A 22353-nucleotide genomic window follows, 5' to 3' on the forward strand; every position below is an offset into this window, starting at 1 on the left:
GTCGATGGTGAAAAAGATTACATTGGCAGCACTTTGCGCAGCATCGGCTACCTTCGCAGGACCGTTCATCACATGGAACGGAGCCGACGGAGTCCCCGCTGTAGAAACCGGACTAGGCAACGAAACCAATACTTACGGAATATGGTACGATTTTAATGATTCCTTCAATGGCGGTGAATCAAAAATCGTTTATCCAGTTCAACCATGTCACGAATATTATTCATGCGAACCTCACTATATGGATGGGGTTATTGAGCATTGTGAAGGAGTATGCGGGACAGCCACTCTCTATAGCGGCACATCAACTCAAAAACCGTTCTCCGGCATGGGATTCAACATCGTCGGGGAAGCATCCCCCACGGACAACACGATAGTCGCAGGCGACGCATCCGCTTGGGACGGACTCTGCGTGACCTACACATCGGATACAGACATATCCTTAGAACTCGGTCTTGGCGATACCATCGATTCAACGATGAATTATGCAAACCCAGCAGTAAACCTTCCGGCATCAAAAACCGACAAGAAAATTGTAGTGTCGTGGTCCGACTTTAAGCAACCTTCATGGTACGACGGATCAGTCAAATTTGACGGTGAAACAGCAGCAAAGCAACTTGTCGGAATTCATTTTAAGATTCAGGCGGAACCAGGTGATTACAAATTCAGAATTTGCGCCGTCGGGCCAAAAGACGGGACCTGCCCAGAAAAATGCGGAATCCCCACACCACCGGACGATATCAAGGTCGTTCGCAGGGTTTCCGCAGTCAACGCAATTCTGAACGGACGCACGCTTGGATTCACAGGAATCAAGTCCTCAGCAACAGTCGAAGTTTTGAATTCTCTTGGGCAAGTCGTGATGAAGGGCGTTATTAACGGCGCTATGGATAACGCCGCAACAATTAGCCTTGCATCACTTAACGCGGGAATTTATATGGTGCGTGTGAGCGGGAAAAACGTGAATTTTGCAAAGAAGATTGTACTAAAGTAAAGCAAATACGAGAAGGCGATTCCGGCTCGGAGGCCGACATAACTAATGCGAAAGAGTCAACGAGTTTACTATCCGCGGGCTTTTTTTAAGAAAGTTTTTTCGACCAAACGTAAAAATCTTCTATATAGCACACAACGTATCATATAAATACTTTATATCACATATGACACGTATCTTAAGAATACATTTCATAATAAATTCATACTTTTTCATTTTATCTGACATTTCCTCAAAACATTTATACAAAACGAGTATATCTTATTTATAGTTCCATTTTGGGACTAGGGAGGAAACATCATGAGACACACAATCACGCTGGCAACAGCTATTTTCGCTGCATCTGCAGCATACGCCGGAGCATTTCAAACATGGAACGGCGAAGATGGAATATCACAGGTCAATACCGGACTTGACAACGGTTCCGAAACTTCAGGTTATTGGTTCAGCTATGCCGATGACGGAGACGGAGGTGAATCGAAAGTCACATGGCCTGTAGATACAAGAACCGAAACCGGGACATCACTAGACTCAGTAATTACGCACTGCAAAGGAGTCTGTGGCGTCGCATCGCTATCTAAGGGCTCATTAAAATACAATCCCTTTGTAGGCATTGGCTTTAACATTGTCGGAGAAGGTATTGACGGAGACCCCGAAGCCGGAGATGCTACGGATTGGGGCGGGCTCTGCATCACATACACATCAGACATAGCAGCCGATCTCGAGCTTGGCCTCGGAGCATTCGATGCGACTATCGAATATGCAAACCCGATATTCAAGCTTAATAAAGCAACCACCACCCCCGTAACCCAAGCCATACCTTGGTCTAAATTCACACAACCCACTTGGTATAGCGGCACAACAAAAATTTCCGGTCCAGACGCAGCTAAGCAACTGGTTGCAGTCAAATTCAAGATTCAAGCCGTTAATGGAGACTACAACTTCAATATTAAACAAATTGGGCCATACACAGGCTGTGGTCTTGAAGGAAGCAATGCCATCAAGACAATTCGCAATGTATCATCAGCCAAGGCAACTCTTGCGGGCCGCACACTTAACTTTACGGGAATCAAATCCAAAGCGACAGTCAATATCATAAATACCCAAGGTCAAACTGTCGTCAAGGGAACAATTGATATCACAACAGCTTCGCTCGATCTAGCTTCACTCGATGCAGGAGTCTACATGGTTCACGTCAACGGGAAAAACGTCAATTTCGCAAAGAAGATTATATTGAAGTAAAACAATACATGATAGCAGCCCCATAATAGCGTCTGGGGTAAAAGAAAACGCCCACGGGTTTCCCCGTGGGCTGTTTTGCTAAGAAGGAGATTCCCGCTCGGAGGCGGGAATGACATACAAGGTTAGACAGCACGAACGCTTGCGTTCGTATTGGATAACCGCAGAGTCAAGCCTCGAAGAGGAATGACATCTAATAGATTACCCGTGAACAACAAACGCCTCGTATTAACGAGGCGTGGTTGACGCCTACGGCGTCCGCGGCTTCACTCGGTCATGAAATTACGCAGGCATAATTTCGCGACTCTCGTTTTGCACGCTTTTGTGAGAGCGAGGCGAAGAAGAAATTTTTCATCGCCACACTAGAGCCGAGCGGTCTGATTAGGTATGTGCGTCAACCCATTCAGCGTTCTTCTTGCAAGCTTCGACAGACTTGTCGAAAGCAGCCTTTTCTTCGGCGCTCATCTTGACTTCGAGAATCTTTTCGACACCGTTTGCACCAACGACAACCGGCACGCCGCAGTAGAGACCGCTTACGCCGTATTCGCCATTGAGCTTAGCAGCGCAAGAGAACACGCTCTTCTTGTCGAGGAGGTAAGCTTCAGCCATGTGGATAGCAGAGGTAGCCGGGCTGTAGAAAGCAGAACCGCGACCGAGGAGGTTCACGATTTCGCCACCTGCACCAGCGGTACGCTTTGCAAGTTCAGCAAACTTTTCCTTGCTCATGAGCTGAGAAACCGGGATACCGCCGACAGAGACGCATTCCATGATGGAGACCATCGTGTCGCCGTGGCCACCCATAACGAGAGCCTTGACGTCTTCGACGGAAACGCCGAGTTCATCAGCGACGAAGCAAGCGAGACGAGCGGAGTCGAGCACGCCAGCCATACCGATAACCTTGTTAGCCGGGAGGCCAGACTGCTTCTGCATGTTGTAGACCATGGCATCGAGCGGGTTCGTAATAACAATCACGAATGCATCCGGAGCATTTTCCTTGATGGCTTCAGCAACAGTCTTGATAACGCCGCAGTTCTTGTCGAGGAGGTCGTCACGGCTCATGCCCGGCATACGCGGGAAACCAGCGGTAACGATAACAACATCAGCACCCTTAATAGCGGAATAATCAGTAGAACCCTGAAGATCAACGGACGAATTGATGACGGAGCGGCCTTCCATAATGTCGAGAGCCTTACCCTTCGGCATGCCCTGAGTCATCGGGATGTCGATAAGGACGACGTCGCCGAGGTTCTTCTGTGCAAGCACGAGAGCCATTGTACCACCAATTTGACCAGCACCAACGAGTGCAATCTTCTTTCTAGCCATGATTAACCTTCCTTTTAAGGTATTTAAAATTTTACGTACCAAATATAGCAAAAGAAATGTAAAACCGGCAATATGAACCAATGTTACATATTATTTATTTGTCTTCCAGTGAGTAGAAAAAAGACCCAATCCGACCGTTCCGGACAGTTTTTCGGCAGGAACAGTCTTTTTTTCGGAAAGACCCAACCTAACGATTCTTTTTCTTATCACAACCGACACGATAATTACAAATAAATTAAACACAAGATTGCTAATTCGACTCATAAAACGTCCGTAACGATTACTTTTTCCAATAGCTAATAACTACGAACTAGTAACTTTTCTATCTTTGCACGCACTATGAGTATTGCAATTCCTCAACTGCCTAAAGGCACACGTGATTTTTACCCGGAAGCTGAACGCATCCAGAACTATATTTTTGACACTTGGCGCAAGGTCGCCGAAAGTTTCGCCTACGAAGAATATGAAGGCCCGATGTTTGAACATCTGGAACTTTACACCGGAAAATCCGGCGAAGAAATCGTAAGCCAGCTCTATAACTTTAAGGACAAGGGCGACCGCGAAATTGCACTCCGCCCCGAAATGACGCCGACGCTCGCCCGCCTCGTGATCCAGAAGGCCCGCGAACTCAAGAAGCCGTTCAAGTGGTTCTCCATGCCGCGCCTGTTCCGTTACGAAAAGGCTCAGAAGGGTCGCCTCCGCGAATTCTTCCAGCTGAACATGGACATCATCGGTACCGAAAGCATCTACGCCGAAGCAGACTTGCTCGCTTCTATCGCAACGATGTTGCGCAAATTCGGCCTCAAGGACAGCGACTTTGCGATTGGCGTTTCGAGCCGCAAGCTCCTCGCCACTTACCTCGAAGAAATTGGCGCCCCGAACCCGGCACTCGTTTACCCGGTTCTTGACCGTCGCTTGAAAATCGGTCCGGAAGCTTTTGCCAAGGCTCTTACCGAAGCAGGACTTTCCGAAGCTCAGATTAAGCAACTCGACGATTTCATGAGTTGTAAGTCTATCGAAGAAGTGCGCGCCGCCGTGAAGAGCGAAAACGCAACCGCCGCCCTCAAGGAAATCGAAGACCTCTTTGCAACGCTTGCCGCCGCAGGCTTTAGCGAATGCGTGAACCTCGACCTTTCCATTGTGCGCGGTCTCGCCTATTATACGGGCATCGTATTTGAAGTGTTCGACAAAGGCAAATCCATGCGCGCTATCGCAGGCGGTGGACGTTACGACAGCCTCACCGAAAAGCTCGGTGGCGACCGCATCCCGGGCGTTGGCTTTGGCATGGGCGACGTTGTGCTTGCCGACCTCCTCCGCGAACGCGGACTTTTGCCGAGCCCGAAGCAGCATGTGGACTTCTACATCGCAAGCTTCACGAACGACATGAAGAAGATTTTCGAAACGGCCCAGGTGTTCCGCGCAAACGGAAACTCTGTCTCTCACCCGCTTGCAACAATGAAAATGGGTAAGCAGTTGGAACAGGCTAACTACCAAGGCGCATCGATTGTCGTTTATGTCGATGGCGACAAGGCGGCTGCCGGTCAGTTCGAATTCAAGGACCTCCGCGATGGCACGATGCACGTGGGCGATGTCGCCGCGATTGTTGAACAGCTGAAAGCTTAACTATGACACCAGTAAAAGTATTACTCACCATCCTTTCTTTGTTCCTCACCCTTGGGGTGATGGCGCTCGCCTACCCCGAGGACGGAATCCACATTGGCGACACGACGCTTCGCTATCCGAAGCTTTCACAAGTTTTCGAGAAGGCCGAAACAACAACGGACTCCGCCGGAAACGAAGTCAAGGTCGAGCAAGTCGATCCGGAAGAAGCTATCCGCCAGATGATGGAAGAAACAAAGGCTAAGCAGTTTGCTGCATTCTCGGATTCCCTCAAATATTACGAGGACTTCTTCAGGGAAGGTCGCACACGCTTTGAATTGCCGAACGACGACCTCACGTGGTTTGACAGGTTCTTCCAAAGCTTGCAGAACGCACAGAAGGATTCGTCCACGATCCACGTAATTCACTACGGTGACTCGCAGCTCGAAGAAGACCGCATTTCTTCGACTATCCGCGAAGACTTGCAAACGGAATTCGGCGGTAACGGTCCGGGCTTGCTCCCTGCCGTCATGCATATTCCGTCGCAGTCGACATCGCAGTGGAACAATGGCAACATGCAGCGTTACATTATCTTTGGACCCAAAGAAGAACAAGCAACGCACAACCGCTATGGACCGTTGGCACAGGTGGGTGAACTCAATGGTTCCGCAGTTGTCGGCATCAAGAAACGCGAAAATAAGAAGGACATGTTCCCGCATGTCGGTGGCTATTCGACAATCAAGGTACTTGCTGGTAAAAAGGGCAACTTGAAGTTGCGCCTCACATACGAACACATGGTATCTGATTCCGTAGGCGTTAACGCAGATGGTTCAACCAAGTACAAATTAAAGAACAAGAAAGAAACCGCAGAAGCACCGGCATACGAAGAATTCACGAAGTTGAGAGTTTATACGTGGAAACTCCCGGATACAACTTCCAACATCAAGCTTTATATGAGCGGCCGCACCGAAATCTACGGTATTTCCGTCGATGGTGCTTATGGTGTTGCTGTAGACAACGTTGCCATGCGCGGAAGTTCGGGCACAATCTTCCACAAAATCGATAGCCAGCTCCTTGCCGAATCTTACAAGGCAATGAACGCAAAGCTTATCATCATGGAATACGGCGGCAATTTGGTGCCGGGCATGACACCTAAGGGCTTGGACTACAACAAGAACCTTATCACCAGACAAATTAAAGCAGTACAAAGGGCTAACCCCGATGCAGACATTCTCTTTATCGGTCCGGCCCACATGGCAAAACAAATTAACGGAAGATGGCAAACTTATCCGGGTCTTGGCATCACTATCAAGATGTTGCGCGAAGTGGCACTTGAAAACGGCCTTGCTTATTGGGATATGCACCGCGTGATGGGCGGCGAAGGTTCCATGATCAAGTGGGTGAAAAAGTCTCCCCCGCTTGGATTTACCGACCACGTCCACTTTACACGCCGTGGCGCAGCCTACATGGGCGACCTGTTCTGTTCGTCTCTCCACATGTATTACGATTACTACCTGTTCCGCGGCAGACACAACTTGAACGATTCAAAGCTCAAGGACATCCGCAAGTATTCGGATAAAAAGAAATCTGACGCAGACACAACCAACGTAATTGACCTGAACGCAGAAAAAGCTAAATCCACAAAAACCGGAGGGGGTTTATAAGTGAGAAAAAAGCTTGCCGCTATAGCTGCTTTTCTTGGCATTTTTAGCATCGGTTCCATTTCCGCAAAGGATATGGAGATTACTCCGGGCTACTATGACGTAGATTTTGCGAAATACGATTTTATTGATACGTCGCTAAACACAATCCAATTCCCGCAAGGAAACGCTAGTTTCGAGACTTTCTTCAAGAAACTTGATACGCTTGTTTTCGAGAACAGGGGCAAAGTGAGAATTCTCCACATCGGTGGTTCGCACTTGCAGGCAGACGTTATTTCCGGCCGCATCCGCGAGCACCTTATCAAGGAATACCCGGGTGCTTCGGCAGGTCGTGGATTTGTATTTCCATATTCGGCAGCAAGAACAAATACACCGGCAAGCTATGCAAGCTCTTACAAAGGCATTTGGGACAAGAACAAGAATGTCCAGCGCGAAATCACAAAACCGCTTGGCCTCCTTGGCATTGCAATTAGCACCAGCGACCCGCGTGCAGAGCTCACTCTCCTTTTAGACAAGTATAACAGCGAACCCATCTGGGGCGAAACAAGCTTTAGAGTGTTCGGATTTAGCGACAGCAACAATGTGGAACCGGTGCTCCGCATCGATTCGATGGATGTTTTCGGAACGTTCGATGCCTCTAGCCAGAGCTACGTTTTCACAAGTCCGCGCCCGATAGATACCATTCAAATTGCATTCCGCTGGGCAGATACAACCAAGCAGGCCGAAATCGCCGCGTTCATCACGGACTCGCTCTTTAAAGACTCTGTTGCACGAGCAGACTCACTCGCCCGCGTAGCAGACTCCATACGCCTCGATTCCCTTGGACTTTTGCCTTCTTCAAGTTCAGTGCCTCAAGCAGCTGCAGCAGCCGATTCCATGTTCCAAGGCGACTGCGAAGATGTTCTCGACACGAATTGCCTCAACCGTGACGAAGACTTGCAAGCCGCTTTGAAGGATTCAGCGGCAGTCGATACTATTCCTCCACGTCCGCGCTTTACGCTTACCGGTATTCTTGCCGAAAACAACGCCCCCGGCATCACCTATACAAACGTAGGTATCAACGGTGCCAAAGTGGCAAACTACTTCGAAGAAACATGCCCGCTCTTTGAAAAGGAAATGTCTTATTACAAGCCGGACCTCGTAATTTTTGCAATCGGCATCAACGATGCAAACGTCGAAGTCTTTAACGACAAGCAATTCCGCGACGAATACGACATGCTCATCAAGCGCATCCGCAAAGTGAGCCCGAAAACAGCGTTCATCTTTGAAACGAACAACGACTCTTACCGCAAAATCCGCAAGAAAAAATATGTGCAGCACCCGAACGGCGAAATCGCACGCAAGGCATTTTTTATGCTTGCCGACAAGCACAAGGCCGGAGTCTGGGACAAGTTCTCCATCATGGGGGGCTTAGGTTCCATGGCGAAGTGGGAAAAAGCAGACCTCGCCAAAAAAGACAAGGTGCATTTCAAGACCGCCGGTTACCAATTGCTCGGCGACATGTTCTACAAGGCTTTGATGCAGGCCTATTTTGAGCACATCGCAAACCTCCCTGCCGAAGCCCCCGTAATTGCAAAAGCTGAACCGCAAGCACCTGCGTCTACACTCCCAGCAAAGCAGGCCGCCAGCGTCCAGTCCATTACGACATCAACGACAAAGCCTTTAGCTGTTCAATCTTCTGCAAAGGTAACAGCGCCTGCTACAAAGACCGCGCCGCAAATGCCAAAAGTAGCATCGGCAGCCAAGGCCGACGTGCCTATGCCTAAAGTTTTACAGCAAGCGTCTCAAAACACGCAAAAACAAATTCAAATTCCATTGAAACCGCAATCTCAAAATACGGAATCAACAGCACCCAAGGACAAATAACAGTTCCTAAAGTCCCAAACCATGCTTGACTACATCATCCCCTACCTAACTCGCACATTCGCATTTGACCCGAACTCCCCGCTTCTCTTTACCCAGTTCTATTTCTGGGGGTTCTTCGCGGTAGTATTCGCCATCTTCTCGTTCGTACATAGCAAGCTTTTACTCCGCAACGCGTTCCTCTTTGCGACAAGCTTGTTCTTCTACTACAAGACGAGCGGAAGTTACGTGTGCATTCTCATCTTCTGCGTCATCGCAAACTTTTTCATTGGCAAGTGGATTGAAAAATCTACGGAAAAATGGAAAAAGAAGATGCTGATGATCATTGTAGTCATCATCGACTTGCTCGTTCTCTGCTATTACAAGTATTCCTACTTCTTCTTGGACGCCCTTTACGACTTTACAGGTATCGAACTTCACGTTTACAATTTCTTTGCTGCAGCAAGCAACGCCATGTTCGGCACGCATTCGCTCGTCGACCAGATTATCCTCCCGGTGGGCATTTCGTTCTTCACGTTCCAGGCGATGAGCTACTGCATCGACATTTACCGCGGCAAAATCAAGGCTGTCGATAACATTCTGAACTTCGGCTTTTACCTTTCGTTCTTCCCGCAGCTCGTGGCTGGCCCGATTGTGCGCGCCGACAAATTCGTTCCGCAACTTTACAAGCCGTATTTCCTCCCCCGTCGTGCATTTGGCATGGCTGTGTTCTGGATTTTGAACGGTCTTGCAAAGAAGATTATCTTGAGCGACTACCTCGCCACAAACTTTGTAGACCGCGTTTTCGACACACCGCTCCTCTTTACCGGCCTCGAAAACCTGATTGCCCTTTTCGCTTACTCGCTGCAAGTTTATGCCGACTTTTCGGGTTACACGGATATCGCCATTGGCGTTGCCCTCCTCATGGGTTTCCGCCTGCCGCAGAACTTCAACAGCCCGTACAAAGCAAAGAGCCCGACCGAATTCTGGCGCCGTTGGCACATTTCGCTTTCTAGCTGGTGGCGCGATTACTTGTACATTCCTCTTGGCGGTAACAGAAATGCAACCGCAGGCACGTTCTTCTGGATGGGCTTCTTGAGCCTTGTGGCCATTCTTCTTTCAGGAAGCGTGTGGGTCGGTATCGCTCTCGGCGTGTTCTTCCTTTACATTGGCATTTTCGCTTACTTCAAGCCGGAATCCCGCAAGACCATTACCACGAACATGAACGCCATGGCAACGCAAATCGTTGGCGGTTGGTGGCATGGTGCTAGCTGGAACTTTATCATTTGGGGCGGTTTGAACGGCTTTGGCCAAGTATTCAACAAGCTCTGGGTCAAGCGCAGCGCAACGGTACGTGCATCAATTGCCCTTGGATTCTTTGCATTGAGCGCCATTCTCTACAAGCACTACACAATTCCTATATGTGCAATTACCGCCGTGTGGTTCGGTGTACTTTTCGTGGGTATTTACTCGACCATCATTTTCCACCTGTTCAGCGACAAGAAAATGGAATGGCTCAAGACAGCCTGGAACGTTTCGCTCACGTTTGTGTTCATCACCTTTACACGTCTTTTCTTCCGTGCAGGTTCTAACCTCGACCCGGCAGAAGCAAATGAAGTCGCATGGAACACAGCAAAGAACATGGTGAACCAGATGGGCACCGCATGGCGCTGGGAAACGATTCTCCCGATAGCCTGGGAACACATCAATATCATTCTCGTGTTTATCGCTGGTATGCTTATCCACTGGATTCCAAAGAAGTTTAAGTCCCGTTATCGCATCACGTTCGCTTCGCTCCCGATTCCTGCGATGGTTGCAGCGACGGCGTTCATCATCTTCGTGATTTACCAATTCATGAGCGCAGATTCTTGCCCGTTCATTTACTTCCAGTTCTAATTTAGACAACAAATGCGTAAGGCAAAAGAGGCGTGCTAAGCACGCCTTTTTTTATAGACAAGCAAAGATAGAGATTACGGGGACATCATCAATAAGATTGTTCTATATAATACATTTATCCAAATAAATTCAGAATAGCACTCAAGAAACTATGCTTTTGGGATCAATTCTTACATTTCTTTACATCCCATTAATTTATTTTTATACAGTAAGTGATGAGGAGGAAATTTATGCTCAAAAAAATCCACAACATTCTTGGAAAAATGTTCCTTTCGGGAGCTTCATTCTTTTGGGCCAGTTGCGATCCGGGAACGTCCGCAGAAAATCCTTCTGCCACAATCGACATAGACCAAGAATTGGCTAAAATCAAGCAACCGGATACGACCGGTTTGATAGGGCAATGTATTTCGGCAGAATCTTACTGCCATGATGTAACAGCCTATAATGCATACTACCTTCATGCCGCTGCAGCGGGCTCTATCGCACGAGAAAAAATTGACACACTCCTCAATGCAAATAAAATTTCCAAAGCAAAGTATGATTGTTTTAAGGAATCCATTGAAATAGAAAATATGCCCTTATATGGGGTCTCTTCATGCTATGAATTAAGTCATTTTGAAGTAGTCCCAATTTTTGAAACATACCCAGACGAGATGGACTCTCTAGAAATAGAATATTTAAAAACGCGTCAAAAAGAAAAGCAAGATGGATATCAAAATTTTCTGAGAAAATACAATCTAACGGAATGCGATACCTCGGAACATAAAGTTTTCATTAATGACCAATACATTAACGAGATTTTCAAAAACGACCAATACGAGCGTGAAACAATACGAGCCAAATTAGAGGAAATCAACGAAAAATTTGAAAAATGTGACATGTAAGTCGTTGATACTCCGAGAGTTACAAAAAATTTTATAGACAAAAATGTCAATTTTCAAGAAATCGGCCTTGTTCCGCTTGGGACAAGGCTTTTGAACAATATTTTACATTTGCAGAATACGACTTTTTGACCAATTTAAGCCGTTTTTACGCCAATTTCGCCCAATACTTTGTTACAACAAACTTACTTCATTGTTTCTTGTTAATAACTCGTTAAAAAACGCCCGAAAACTAGTGACAAAATCAAACAAAATGTGTATTTTTAGACCCATATATATAATACCGCTATTTTTATGAAGATCAAAACTATACTCATTGCAGGAGTCCTGCCTATCGCGCTTTTCGCAAAAGACGACGATATGGCCGGAAAAATTGTTCCTCGCCTGGTTGATTCTAAAACTACAGAATTAACTCAAAATATCGAAGATCTCGCTAACATCGAGACTCAGGATCCTTCCGTTGGAAAGTTCGTCATCACCGAAAGCAACTTTTCCAGCAAAAAAATCAAGCCCAAAAAGCAAAGCAAAGCAAGTGCTCCGGCCAAGGTTTCCAAGGTCGAAGTAACTGATTTGGGAACCGAAGAAGGCATCAATAGCGATAGCCTCGATACCGAAGAAGCCGCACGCGAATATGCAGAAGCGGATGCCGACATCAAGGCTACAACGGACTCCGCCTCGACAGGCGCTCCAGAAAAGCTCTTTGTTCTCGACATGACGACTTCTATCATCCCGACAGAAAGCCGTCGTATTGCAGGCCATTATGGCCCGCGCAAGCACCGTATGCATCGTGGTGTTGACCTCGGTCTCTGCCACGGAGAAAACCGCGCTATCGTCGCCGCATTTGCAGGCAAGGTCGTCAAGGTCAGAAACCAGGGCCGTCGCAAGGGCTATGGTCGCTATGTGATCTTGGACCACGGCAACGGACTCACCACGCTTTACGCACACCTCGAACGCTGGAAGGTGAAAGTCGGTGACGAACTCCAGGCCGGCGATACACTCGGAATTGGAGGCAACTCCGGTCGCTCGTTTGGCGCCCATTTGCATTTTGAAATGCGCTACAACGGCATTTACATCAACCCGGAAACCGTTTACGATTTTGCCGAAGGCACTTTCAGAGATATTTCCGTCACGCTCGACACAGACAAGCTCCAGGAAATCGAATCGGCTTACCAGAAAGAAATCGGCAAGAGCAAGTTCTACAAAGTTCGTCGTGGAGATTGCCTTGGAAAGATCGCCCACAAGTATGGCACATCGGTCCAACAGATTATGCGTTTGAACAATTTGAAGTCCGAAAAGATTCGTCCGGGTCAAGTTCTCCGCTGCTCGTAAACCGCAGGCAACTCACAGCAGTATTTCTATACTCCATTTAACAGCCCCTGAATTTCGGGGGCTGTTTTTGCATTTGAAGGACGTTTTGAAAGACGTTTAGAGCGATTTTGCCGTTTTTTGATACCAAAATTCATTTTTCTGCTTATTTGGCACCATTTTTTTTACTTTATTCGCTACATTTTTCACCCGATAACGAGTTCACATGCTACCAAATTCCATTTTTCCCCCATTTGGTACCACAATTACTGAGAACAATACGATATTTCAGCTCAAAAGACTTAATTTATCCATAAAAAATGATACCAAAATTCATTTTTAAACGGATTTGGTAACAAAATTTCGAAAAAAAACTCCTCCACAGCAAACCTAACAGCGATCCGCTTACTGTTTACTGATTTTATCGTATGCTTGGAGAAGTTCGCGATCCATGTCACGGCGATGCGCAGGAGAAGCAAACTTATTGAGCACCTGACTCTTGTAGATGGTCCAGTTGCGCGAGAAAGCCATATGCATGACCGCCGCAATCAAAAGCCCCGGCAACAAGCTATAACTCCCTGTCATTTCACAAACCATCACGACACCTGCAATCGGAGCCTTTGACGCCCCTGCAAAAAATGCAGCCATTCCGACAAGAATAAACATTTCCGGCATGCGAATAAATCCGGGAGCAACAAGTTCACATATTCCAGCAAACATGGCCCCCACCACGCCACCGATAAATAGCGACGGACCAAAGACACCACCCGAACCACCGGAGCCAACCGTCAAGGCTGTCGCCACAATCTTTGCAAGCACAACCCCAAGCAACAGCAGCACACCTACGCCCGAATGAGGAACAAGCCCAGACATCAAACGGTCGATAAAGTCAAAACCGCCGCCAGAGACTTCGGGATACACAAGGACCAAAAGCGAAATAAGCGCACCACCCACCGCAGGCTTGAGCCACGCAGGAGCAGTCCACTTGTTAAACCGACGTTCCGCAGCATAATAGCAACGCACGTACATATAAGAAAACGGGAAACAGAAAATTCCGAGGAGCGCACACGCCAAAAGTTCTACACCATTTGTAAACGGGAAAGCCGACACACCGCTAATAATCGGTGCCGTCCCCACAAACGCAATATAGACCGTAAACGAAACAACAGACGAAACAATTGAAGTTGCAAAGGCATTCGATTCAAAGTCTTCGCGGTAAAGCATTTCGACCGACGTGAGCGCACCAGCCAACGGGGCCTTGAAAATAGCCCCTAGCCCAGCAGCAGTCCCTGCCAGCAAGAACTGCCCGCGCAACATCCGCGGCATCTTGAAAAACTTGCAGATGGTCGATGCAATCCCCGAGCCAATCTGCGAAATCGGTCCTTCGTACCCTGCAGAACCGCCCGTCGAAAGCGTAATGATACTTGCGATAAACTTAACCGGCGCCACGCGCGCACGAACGTTTCCACCCTGGTGGTGGAAAGAATAAATCATCTTGTCGGTGCCCTGCCCCGCCGTTTCTGGCGCACGTGCCACCTTGTGAATGAAAAGCCCGACGGCAAGCCCGCCAATTGCAGGAACAACCGCAAAAGCCCACCACGGGAGCATTCCCAGCGTCCACGGCAAGCGCACAAATTCCATCGCGGCCCACAGCCCAAAATGGAACGCCACAGCCACAAGCCCAGTCACGCCCCCTATAACTGCCGCAAGTGCAAGCTTGGGCATATAGCCATTCACCACGAGAAGTTTCGCTATCGTTCTATGAAATCGCTTCACGGGCCGCAAGATAGAAATTTTATATAGCCTCACCAACACATTTTTTATATATTATTCCTCCAAAAGCGAAATGCTGTAAGAAAATTATGCGAATTGAAGTACATCCAGAAAATCCGCAAGCACGAGTTGTGAAGCAAGCGGCAGAAATTCTCGAAGACGACGGACTCGTCCTTTACCCCACCGAATCAGGCTATGCCATCGGCTGCAACGCCGAATCGCCCAAGGCCATCCACAAGCTCTATGCGCTCAAGAAGCCCATGAAAAAGTTCGTCATGGCGCTGATTGTTCCAGACATACGCTTTGCCACCGGCTACGCCCACGTGAGCAATTTTGCGTTCAACATCATCAAGCAGCGAGTGCCAGGGCCGTACACGTTCATTCTCCCGGCCGATCCGCATATTGCACGCAAGCTTGATGTCAAGCGCCCGGAAATCGGCATCCGCATTCCGACGCATCCGTTTTTCAAGGAACTTTTCCAGCATTTCGACAAGCCGATTCTCAGCACGGCCGCCAAGCTCAGCGAAGAAGACATTTACGAAACCGATGACATTTGGAAAACGTTCCAACATTCCGTGGACATGATGGTTGATTGCGGCAACATCGAAATCAATCCGACGAACATCGTAAGTCTCGTTGGTGATTCTGTCGAAATCATCCGCGGCGAATTGCTGTAAAAAACGCTGCAAGATTCCGCCATAGAAATCCCGCGAAGTCTTTGCAATACAGAAATAGCCCCGCCGAAGCGGGGCCTTTTAGCATTAACGTTTTCCCGCATCCGCGGGAATCACAACCGTATTATTCTTCGCCATCTTCTTCGGCATCATCGCTAGCAGTAGCAGCAGCGAAGTTGCCAAGCAAGACGCTCACGTCAACGGACTGCAAATCAGCAAGGCTCTTCACGCCCGTCTTCTTGTCTTCTTCGACTTTGCCGAAGGTAGAGACAATAACGTTTGCAGAACTAGCTTCAAAGCGACGCGTCTTGTTTGCGATGCTGTTGGAACCCTTGGTGGCCGGGAAGAACTTGGCTTCGAGCCTTGCCATGTCCTGAGAATTCTTGACCGTCTGGAGAGCCTGGCAAGCGATCGCCCAAGTCTGCTTGTTCATGTCAATTGCATTATTGACAAGTTCAAGAACCATAGAATTGCCCTTGAAGGACTTGGCGGTCGTGGCTTCGTAATGTTCCTTGGCCTGGTTGACATAGTTACCCTTCTGCATAAAGAGCATAGCGATAACGCCAAAGACGAGAACGGTAAGTGCAATGGAAATATTCTTTAAATTCATGACGTTCTCCCTTATTCGAAATGGTATTCACCCGGTTTTTCAATCTTGAGGGTGTTAGCAAGGTTGTACTGGACCAAAGCGCTGTAATCAACGTTCTTGAGTTTGCCCTTAGCAAAGCTGAACTTCACGACGCAATTTTTACCGCAAGCCACTTCCTTTGTACCTTTTTCGTTCTTGATAAGGATAGAGCCTTCGGCAAGGCCAGCCTTCTGGAAGATGCCGTTTTGCACAGCATCATTGATGCCAGCACCTGTGTAAAGGTGAGAAATCTGTTTAAAGCGAGCGTCCTTGTCACCCTCGATTGCAGCGAGGTTGCTCTTGAAAGCAGCTTCGGTCTTTGCACCGGAGAGCATGGAATAAACAAGTTTCCAAGCCATGCTGTACTGGTCTACAGAACGCCACTGTTCTACGAGAACCTGAGTATTCTTTTCCAAATAAGCCGATTCCTGTTCGTTCGCAGTGCGCTTAGCCTGTTCCTCATAGCCGCCCTTGAGCGTCATCAGGATAATGATAAGAGCGACGAGGATGACAACGTCAACCACGACGAGGATCTTCATTTTCTTTTTATCCATAATATTCCTTTAAAAAAAGACGTTTCAAAAACAATCTAAACTTTAATTTAAAAAAATCAAGAAAATTTAAAGTAATAATCAAGAACAAACACGCCTATTTTTTATATTCTTCGTATATGAGCGAAAATGTACTCAAGTTACCGTCCCAGATTATCTTTGACAACCTCAAAGAATTGATGCGCGCAAAGAACACCGCGCACGAATCGATTTTCAAGTTCCACTGGAAAAAAATGTGGCCGTTCAGCCTCATTTGGCCGCAAGTAGATTATATCCGAATCGTTAGACTTATGGGTGAGCTGCGAAACAACGTCGCTTCGCAGAAAAAACTTGCCAAAGAAGCAAAGTCCAAAGCCAAACCATACGAAAAGACATTTCTTGATACCGTGCCTGCGTACTTGGACAGCTTTGACACCTCTTGCAAGTACCTCGCCGACGTAGCACAATGGAAGCAGGACTTGCTCGAAAAGAAGGTCCGCCACGAAGTCAAGATGATGCGCGATGTTTCGGAATACAACCAAATTCTTAAGGCTTACGAAAAAGCGCAAAACGATTTAGTTCAGGCAGGTGCATTTGTCCGCGCCGGTTGGATCGAAGTTGTCAAAGGCATTGCCGACGAAACCGAAAGCAAAACAGACAAAGGCGAATAATGCCCGCAGTAAGCGTAATCATCCCGATGTACAACACCGAGGCATTCATCAAGGATTGCCTCGATAGCCTTGTTGCACAGACCTTCTCAGATTTTGAAGCCATTATCATTGATGATGGCTCCACAGACGAAAGTGCAAGAATCGCCGCAAGTTACGCCTCGTCCGATGCACGATTCAGGTTGATTGGCCAACCGAACAAAGGTCCGTCAGAAGCCCGCAATACGGGACTCAAGATTATGCGTGGCGATTACGTGACCTTCATCGATAGCGATGATTGCGTTGCCCCCAATTTTCTCGAAACGTTGTTCTTTTTAGCACAATTGCATCAGGCCGATGTTGTCTGCAGTGCAGCCCAAAATATAGACGAAGCATTCAAGACTGACGGAAGCACGCCCGATACAGCAATTTCAAAAATCATTTCTGCCGAAGAGGCAGCAAGGATTTCGCTTTATCAGGATTCTCTGCCCGACTATTCTGCATGGAATAAGTTGTACAGAGCAAGCCTTTGGAAAGGAAAGCAATTCCCCGCAGGAACGATTTACGAAGATCTCGCCGTAATTCCTGAAATTTTGTTTGAAGCAAACAAAGTAGCAACGACAAAATCAAAACTTTACTTTTACCGCAAGCGTTCAGGCAGTGAATTAGCAACGCAAATTGACAAGCAAAAGATTGTACAGCTACTCGACATTGCCGAAAACGTCTTTGAAAAAATGAAACCGGTATCGAAGCCGCTATACAAAGCAGCCCGCAGCATGCTCGTGAGCGCCGGTTTCAGCGTTCTGATGCGAACCAAAGACACCGAAGAGACCGCAGAATTCCGCAAAAAAGCTTTGGCACATATTCGCAAGTACCGCTTTAGCACATTTTTCGATTTGAAAATACGCATGCGCAACCGCATTGCCATTATGCTTTCTTACCTCCCCCGCGCTCTATTTTTAAAGTTGTTGAAAAAAGGCATTTAATGATTCCCATGACGCCCAAAGAAGCCGTTATCCGCATTGCGCGGCACGTTCTCGGAGAAGAACGCGTTCACGACCATCTGATAAAGCGTGGAATTAAATTACGCCACCTGAGAGACGATTACATAGAAAAAAGTGAAAGCGATTTCAACGGAAAAAGCCGCGAAGCAGACGAGAATCGCGAAGAATGTCGCCAACTTGAAGATAGCAGCAACAAACGCCAAGTGCTCATTTACATGGCCGATGGCAAATGGATGCACGGAGGACTAACAGACCGCCTCCGCGGAATGGCTAGTGCCTATAAATTCGCAACCGAGCACAATCTTGATTTCAAGATTTATCACACTTCGCCATTTTTATTGCAAGAAATCTTGGAACCGAACAAAGTTAATTGGATTATTGACGAAAAGCAAATCAGCAAGAACTGTTCCGTAGCAAAGCCAGTATTGCTCTATCGCGAAGACTTCAATAACGATTCCGCTTTGGAACGGCAGCTCGACAAAACGCACCAGCAATTTCATCTGTATTCCTGCGTTGATACACTCGGTGAAAAATTTGCGGAATATTTCAACGATTTATTCAAGCCTTCAGAGGTCCTTGCGCAAGAGCTTATCCACTATGAAAGCCTGCTAGGAACAAATTACTCGGCATTTTCATTCCGCTTTCAGAACAAGCTCGGAGATTTCAAGGAATTTACTTTCAACGAATTGCCAAGTGCAGGCAAACAAAAATTGCTGAACGCAGCACTCAACGCTATAAAGCGAGAAATCGCAACGGGCTGCCAAAACAAAATACTTGTGACAGCAGACAGCCCGACGTTCCTTGCCGAAGCAGAAAAATTGCCGAACGTCGTTACTGTCAAAGGGAAAAGCATTCACATAGACTTCAACAGTTCCAAGAAAGCTACAGATTACTTGAAAGCGTTCACGGAATTTTTCCTCATTTCAAAAGCATCAAGTGCAAAGCTCTATCGCAACCGCAAATATAAAACGTACCCGTCGAACTTCCCGAAATACGCAGCCAGCCTTGGGAACGTACCATACGAAATTATAGAAGAATAATCTATTCTCCAAAAAAAATAGCCGGAGTTTATTCCGGCCTCAAAAAACTAATACTTCAGCAACTTTCGCGGAATAAAAAGTTTTGGAAGTCTAAGCCAAAAACGCGGGGAAAGCGAAATCACCTTGGGAATCAAACGAAGAGCCCCTAGTTTACTCTGCGCAGCTTCTGCCGAAAACCAATTTGCCTTCCAAGCGCGAACGGCCTGCTTATAAAGCGGATGCTTGCTATAATCATCCGACAACACGCGCAGAATTTCACCATAAATACGTTCATGATTCACATGCATGTTATCGCCATGTTCACGATAATAGCAACATAAAAAATCTTTCGAAACAGGCTGCGGACCGTAATTATAAAGGATTTTCAGATAAAGCGGATAATCTTCAAATGCGTATCGCATATCGTAGCCGCCAATAGCTAGAATTTTTTCGCGCACAAACATTTCAGCACAACCATGCAACGCCTTTTTTCCAAGAAACGATTCTTCAAACGTTATCTGAGGCACACTGCGGAGATAACGTTCATCCATTTCCGTTCCGATTTCATCGTCTTTATAAAAAGGAACAACCTGTCCAAAACAAGCAACAGCTTCCGGATGCGCATCCAAAAAGTCGCTCTGTTTTTTCAAGCGTTCCGGAGGCATAATATCATCCGACGAAAACGAACAAACATATCGCCCGGTCGCTAAAGACAGCGCTTCTTTTAGCGTTTCCATCACACCTTTATTGGGGCGATGGACATAAGTAAATCCAAGTTCATCGGCCAAGTGCTTTAGAATTTCTGGAGAATGGTCTTTGCTACCATCATCCACGACAATCAACTCAAAATCAACGCCAGACTGCCCCATCACAGAACGTACCGCCTTTTCTACGTACGCTTCATGATTATAGCTAGCCAAGATTACAGAAACTTTCGGAGCCATTTTTACCATTATTTTTTTGCCCAATCTAAGCGACTAACGATAATGAACGAAGCCACAAGCGTAAGGAAATTTTCAAGCGCGTAAGCCATCATCGGACCATTAAATTCATACAATTTCACAAAGCCGTATGTTGCAGAAGCAAGAACAACTTCAGAACAAATTTCAAGAATCAGGAATTTTTTTGTTTCACGGCGCGCAACCAGCACAAGCCCCAAAGCCCAACCGCCCACACGGAAAAAATCGCCCAACAACTGCATCGGCATGTAATCAGCCGCGCCAGCATATGCTGAAGAAAGCATCACCGTTACAAGCAACGAGCGGCCTAAATAAAGAATTGCAACCGCTACAAGCGCAAGCGCGAGTGTCTTAACAAGAACCGGCCTAAACATTCCCCAAAATTCTGACTGCGTCAATTTTGCAGAAACTTTCGGCAAGATAATAACACCAAGAATTGCAGAGAAAAACGTCGTCAAGAAATCAGAAATTTTCCAAATTCCCTGCCAAATACCGGCCGCATTCCAGCCCAAATTTTCGCCAATTGTAAGTCGCATAAATGTAAGCACCACAGGCGTCAAAACCATAGGAACAATACCCATGAGCGCATACGACATCCACGGAGAACGAATATCCAACGCGGACTTACGAATTTCGCGCAAACTGAATCCAGCACGAGATGCAATTTGCGTTGCAAAAATACCCGCTATTACAGACTGCGTTGCCACTATAGAAAGAACACTTAACCGCCCCGTATAAAGGAAGAACGCCACCCACAGCATTTGCCACAGCGAGGTCACCATGTTTATAAGCGCCCAACGGCGATAATGACCAAGACCGTTCATTACAGACGAGGTAATCGTAATGATATTCGTTGCAAAAACGCCCGGCAAAGCAAAAATAACCGCAGCCTGGACAAGACGAGGATGAATATCCGGGAAGAATTTTTCAAGCGGAACGATAAAGCAAAGAACAAGAGCAACCGCGAACGTAACGATACTAGCAAACGTCGTCAATCGAAAACCGCCACGCCACACGCCACGTAACTGTTCAAAATTACTCTTATTCTGCGCGGTAAGGCTTACCCAGCCGTTCTGGAGAGCCAGTGAAGAAGTCGCCTGCCCCATCGTCATAAAGTTCATAAACTGCCCCACGCATGCAAATGCAGACGGCGGGAGAAATACGGCCAGCAATTTATTTACAACAAAAACGCGCACGGCATTCAGGAACGTCACCATTCCCGAGCCTAAAAACAATTTCATGAAATTCGCAGATTCTTGCGATGTCTTATCTTTAGAACTCATTAATTGCACCAATTACTTCGGAGACTTCGTCATCGGTAAGCACAGGGCTCATCGGAATACTGAGAATCGTCTTGGCCATCGATTCTGCAATCGGATACTCTCCGTTGAATTCATTAGCATACGCTTCTTGCAAATGCGGAGGAATCGGATAATGAATCAATGTTTCTATACCGCGCTTTTTCAAGTACGCCTGCATTTCATTTCGAGAATTCTCGCTCTTGAGGCGAATCACAAACACATGATAAACATGTTCCGAAGGCACCGAAGGAAGTTCAGGCAACAAGACCTTTGAATTCTTGATTTCGTTGCAATAACGCACAGCAATTTCACGACGTCGTTCGTTCCATTCGTCCAAATGCGGAAGCTTTGCAAGCAAAAGCGCGGCCTGCATTTCGTCAAGGCGCGAATTTACGCCCTTAAACCTATTCACGTACTTTTGCTCGGAGCCGTAATTGCCAAGCGCTCGAACAATATTGGCAACATCGGCATCGTTTGTAAGAACCATGCCAGCATCGCCAAGCGCTCCCAAATTCTTGGTCGGATAAAAGCTAAAAGCCGCCGCCGAACCAAATGTCCCTGCAGAACGTCCATCACTGAGACGCGCCCCATGAGCCTGCGCGCAGTCTTCAAAAAGGAGCAAGTCATGCGAATTGGCAAATTCACAAATTTCATCCATAGCGCAAAGGCGACCATACAGATGAACAACCAAAATTGCACGAGTACGAGCACCACAAGCATCCTTCAAACATTTCGGATCCATGTTGTAGCTATTTTCGGCAGGTTCCACAAGCACTGGTTTAAGCCCCACAGCGCTAACGGCAAGAACTGTAGCGATATACGTATTCGCCGGAACAAGAATTTCGTCACCTTCATGAAGGCGCCCCAATTCTATCGAAGCACGCAACATGAGCGTAAGTGCATCCAAGCCGTTCCCGACGCCCACAGCAAACTTTACGCCACAATATTGAGCAAAAGCGCGTTCAAACTGTTCGCCATAACGCCCTCGGATATACCAACCCGATTCGACCACGTCTACCGCGGCTCTATCTAGTTCATTCTTGTATGGTTCATTTATTCTTTTCAGGTCCAAGAAAGGAACCATAAA

19 protein-coding genes are annotated in these 22353 nt (G+C 47.2%); 12 read left to right on the top strand and 7 right to left on the bottom strand.

What is annotated here, in order from left to right:
• The first annotated feature begins 7 nt into the window (after nucleotides 1-7).
• Together BUQ91_RS06650 and BUQ91_RS06655 are read left to right on the top strand one after the other, a co-directional pair.
• Nucleotides 8-988: a T9SS type A sorting domain-containing protein gene (locus BUQ91_RS06650; RefSeq protein ID WP_083601197.1), complete on the top strand. Its 981-nt coding sequence runs from the start codon at nucleotides 8-10 to the stop codon at nucleotides 986-988.
• 297 nt (nucleotides 989-1285) lie between these two features.
• On the top strand, nucleotides 1286-2227 hold the full coding sequence (locus BUQ91_RS06655) for a T9SS type A sorting domain-containing protein (RefSeq protein ID WP_074208603.1): 942 nt from the start codon (nucleotides 1286-1288) through the stop codon (nucleotides 2225-2227).
• A 378-nt stretch (nucleotides 2228-2605) separates the two neighbouring features.
• On the opposite strand, the gene mdh is transcribed toward BUQ91_RS06655, so the two are convergent.
• Entirely contained in the window at nucleotides 2606-3547 is a 942-nt protein-coding gene (mdh, locus tag BUQ91_RS06660; protein ID WP_072827148.1) for a malate dehydrogenase, read from the bottom strand.
• A gap of 339 nt (nucleotides 3548-3886) precedes the next feature.
• On the opposite strand from mdh, the gene hisS reads away from it, so the two are divergent.
• The 6 genes from hisS to BUQ91_RS06690 all read left to right on the top strand — a co-directional run bounded on the left by hisS (nucleotide 3887) and on the right by BUQ91_RS06690 (nucleotide 12755).
• The gene (gene hisS / locus BUQ91_RS06665) at nucleotides 3887-5170 is read left to right on the top strand and encodes a histidine--tRNA ligase (RefSeq protein WP_074208604.1); all 1284 of its coding nucleotides are present in this window, start codon (nucleotides 3887-3889) and stop codon (nucleotides 5168-5170) included.
• 2 nt (nucleotides 5171-5172) lie between these two features.
• Nucleotides 5173-6810, top strand: coding sequence for an SGNH/GDSL hydrolase family protein (locus BUQ91_RS06670; protein ID WP_074208605.1), 1638 nt, complete (start codon nucleotides 5173-5175; stop codon nucleotides 6808-6810).
• Nucleotides 6811-8673 carry a GDSL-type esterase/lipase family protein gene (locus tag BUQ91_RS06675; RefSeq protein ID WP_074208606.1) on the top strand — a complete coding sequence of 621 codons (1863 nt, stop codon included), beginning with the start codon at nucleotides 6811-6813 and terminating at the stop codon, nucleotides 8671-8673.
• Nucleotides 8674-8694: 21 nt separating this feature from the next.
• Nucleotides 8695-10545, top strand: coding sequence for an MBOAT family O-acyltransferase (locus BUQ91_RS06680; protein WP_074208607.1), 1851 nt, complete (start codon nucleotides 8695-8697; stop codon nucleotides 10543-10545).
• Nucleotides 10546-10775: 230 nt separating this feature from the next.
• Nucleotides 10776-11429: a hypothetical protein gene (locus BUQ91_RS06685; protein WP_072827143.1), complete on the top strand. Its 654-nt coding sequence runs from the start codon at nucleotides 10776-10778 to the stop codon at nucleotides 11427-11429.
• Nucleotides 11430-11720: 291 nt separating this feature from the next.
• On the top strand, nucleotides 11721-12755 hold the full coding sequence (locus BUQ91_RS06690; protein WP_072827142.1) for a peptidoglycan DD-metalloendopeptidase family protein: 1035 nt from the start codon (nucleotides 11721-11723) through the stop codon (nucleotides 12753-12755).
• 381 nt (nucleotides 12756-13136) lie between these two features.
• Here BUQ91_RS06690 and BUQ91_RS06695 read toward each other — a convergent pair whose 3' ends face one another.
• Nucleotides 13137-14456: a chloride channel protein gene (locus BUQ91_RS06695; protein ID WP_254842269.1), complete on the bottom strand. Its 1320-nt coding sequence runs from the start codon at nucleotides 14454-14456 to the stop codon at nucleotides 13137-13139.
• Nucleotides 14457-14593: 137 nt separating this feature from the next.
• Here BUQ91_RS06695 and BUQ91_RS06700 point away from each other — a divergent pair, with 137 nt between their 5' ends.
• Nucleotides 14594-15181 (top strand): L-threonylcarbamoyladenylate synthase, encoded by a 588-nt coding sequence (locus BUQ91_RS06700; protein ID WP_072827140.1) that lies wholly within the window; start codon nucleotides 14594-14596, stop codon nucleotides 15179-15181.
• Between the two features lie 121 nt (nucleotides 15182-15302).
• Here BUQ91_RS06700 and BUQ91_RS06705 read toward each other — a convergent pair whose 3' ends face one another.
• Entirely contained in the window at nucleotides 15303-15788 is a 486-nt protein-coding gene (locus BUQ91_RS06705) for a hypothetical protein (protein ID WP_074208609.1), read from the bottom strand.
• Between the two features lie 11 nt (nucleotides 15789-15799).
• Nucleotides 15800-16360, bottom strand: a complete 561-nt coding sequence (locus tag BUQ91_RS06710) for a hypothetical protein (protein WP_072827138.1) — start codon at nucleotides 16358-16360, stop codon at nucleotides 15800-15802.
• Between the two features lie 116 nt (nucleotides 16361-16476).
• Between BUQ91_RS06710 and BUQ91_RS06715 the strand changes: the two genes are divergently transcribed.
• The 3 genes from BUQ91_RS06715 to BUQ91_RS06725 are packed head-to-tail and all read left to right on the top strand — an operon-like array spanning nucleotide 16477 to nucleotide 19027.
• On the top strand, nucleotides 16477-17007 hold the full coding sequence (locus tag BUQ91_RS06715) for a hypothetical protein (protein WP_074208610.1): 531 nt from the start codon (nucleotides 16477-16479) through the stop codon (nucleotides 17005-17007).
• Entirely contained in the window at nucleotides 17007-17969 is a 963-nt protein-coding gene (locus BUQ91_RS06720; protein WP_074208611.1) for a glycosyltransferase family 2 protein, read from the top strand. The genes BUQ91_RS06715 and BUQ91_RS06720 overlap by 1 nt, the downstream gene beginning before the upstream one ends.
• Before the next feature lie 8 nt (nucleotides 17970-17977).
• The gene (locus BUQ91_RS06725; protein ID WP_254842270.1) at nucleotides 17978-19027 is read left to right on the top strand and encodes an O-fucosyltransferase family protein; all 1050 of its coding nucleotides are present in this window, start codon (nucleotides 17978-17980) and stop codon (nucleotides 19025-19027) included.
• Nucleotides 19028-19074: 47 nt separating this feature from the next.
• Here the strand turns inward: BUQ91_RS06725 and BUQ91_RS06730 are convergent, their stop codons facing one another.
• The 3 genes from BUQ91_RS06730 to BUQ91_RS06740 are packed head-to-tail and all read right to left on the bottom strand — an operon-like array spanning nucleotide 19075 to nucleotide 22350.
• Nucleotides 19075-19950, bottom strand: coding sequence for a glycosyltransferase family 2 protein (locus BUQ91_RS06730; RefSeq protein ID WP_074208947.1), 876 nt, complete (start codon nucleotides 19948-19950; stop codon nucleotides 19075-19077).
• Nucleotides 19951-19958: 8 nt separating this feature from the next.
• Complete coding sequence (locus tag BUQ91_RS06735) at nucleotides 19959-21248, bottom strand: O-antigen translocase (protein ID WP_074208613.1); 1290 nt, start codon at nucleotides 21246-21248, stop codon at nucleotides 19959-19961.
• Complete coding sequence (locus BUQ91_RS06740) at nucleotides 21238-22350, bottom strand: DegT/DnrJ/EryC1/StrS family aminotransferase (protein ID WP_074208614.1); 1113 nt, start codon at nucleotides 22348-22350, stop codon at nucleotides 21238-21240. The genes BUQ91_RS06735 and BUQ91_RS06740 overlap by 11 nt, the downstream gene beginning before the upstream one ends.
• Nucleotides 22351-22353: the final 3 nt, after the last annotated feature.

Origin of the sequence: Fibrobacter sp. UWB11 (assembly GCF_900143015.1) — a bacterium.
Lineage (GTDB): Bacteria > Fibrobacterota > Fibrobacteria > Fibrobacterales > Fibrobacteraceae > Fibrobacter.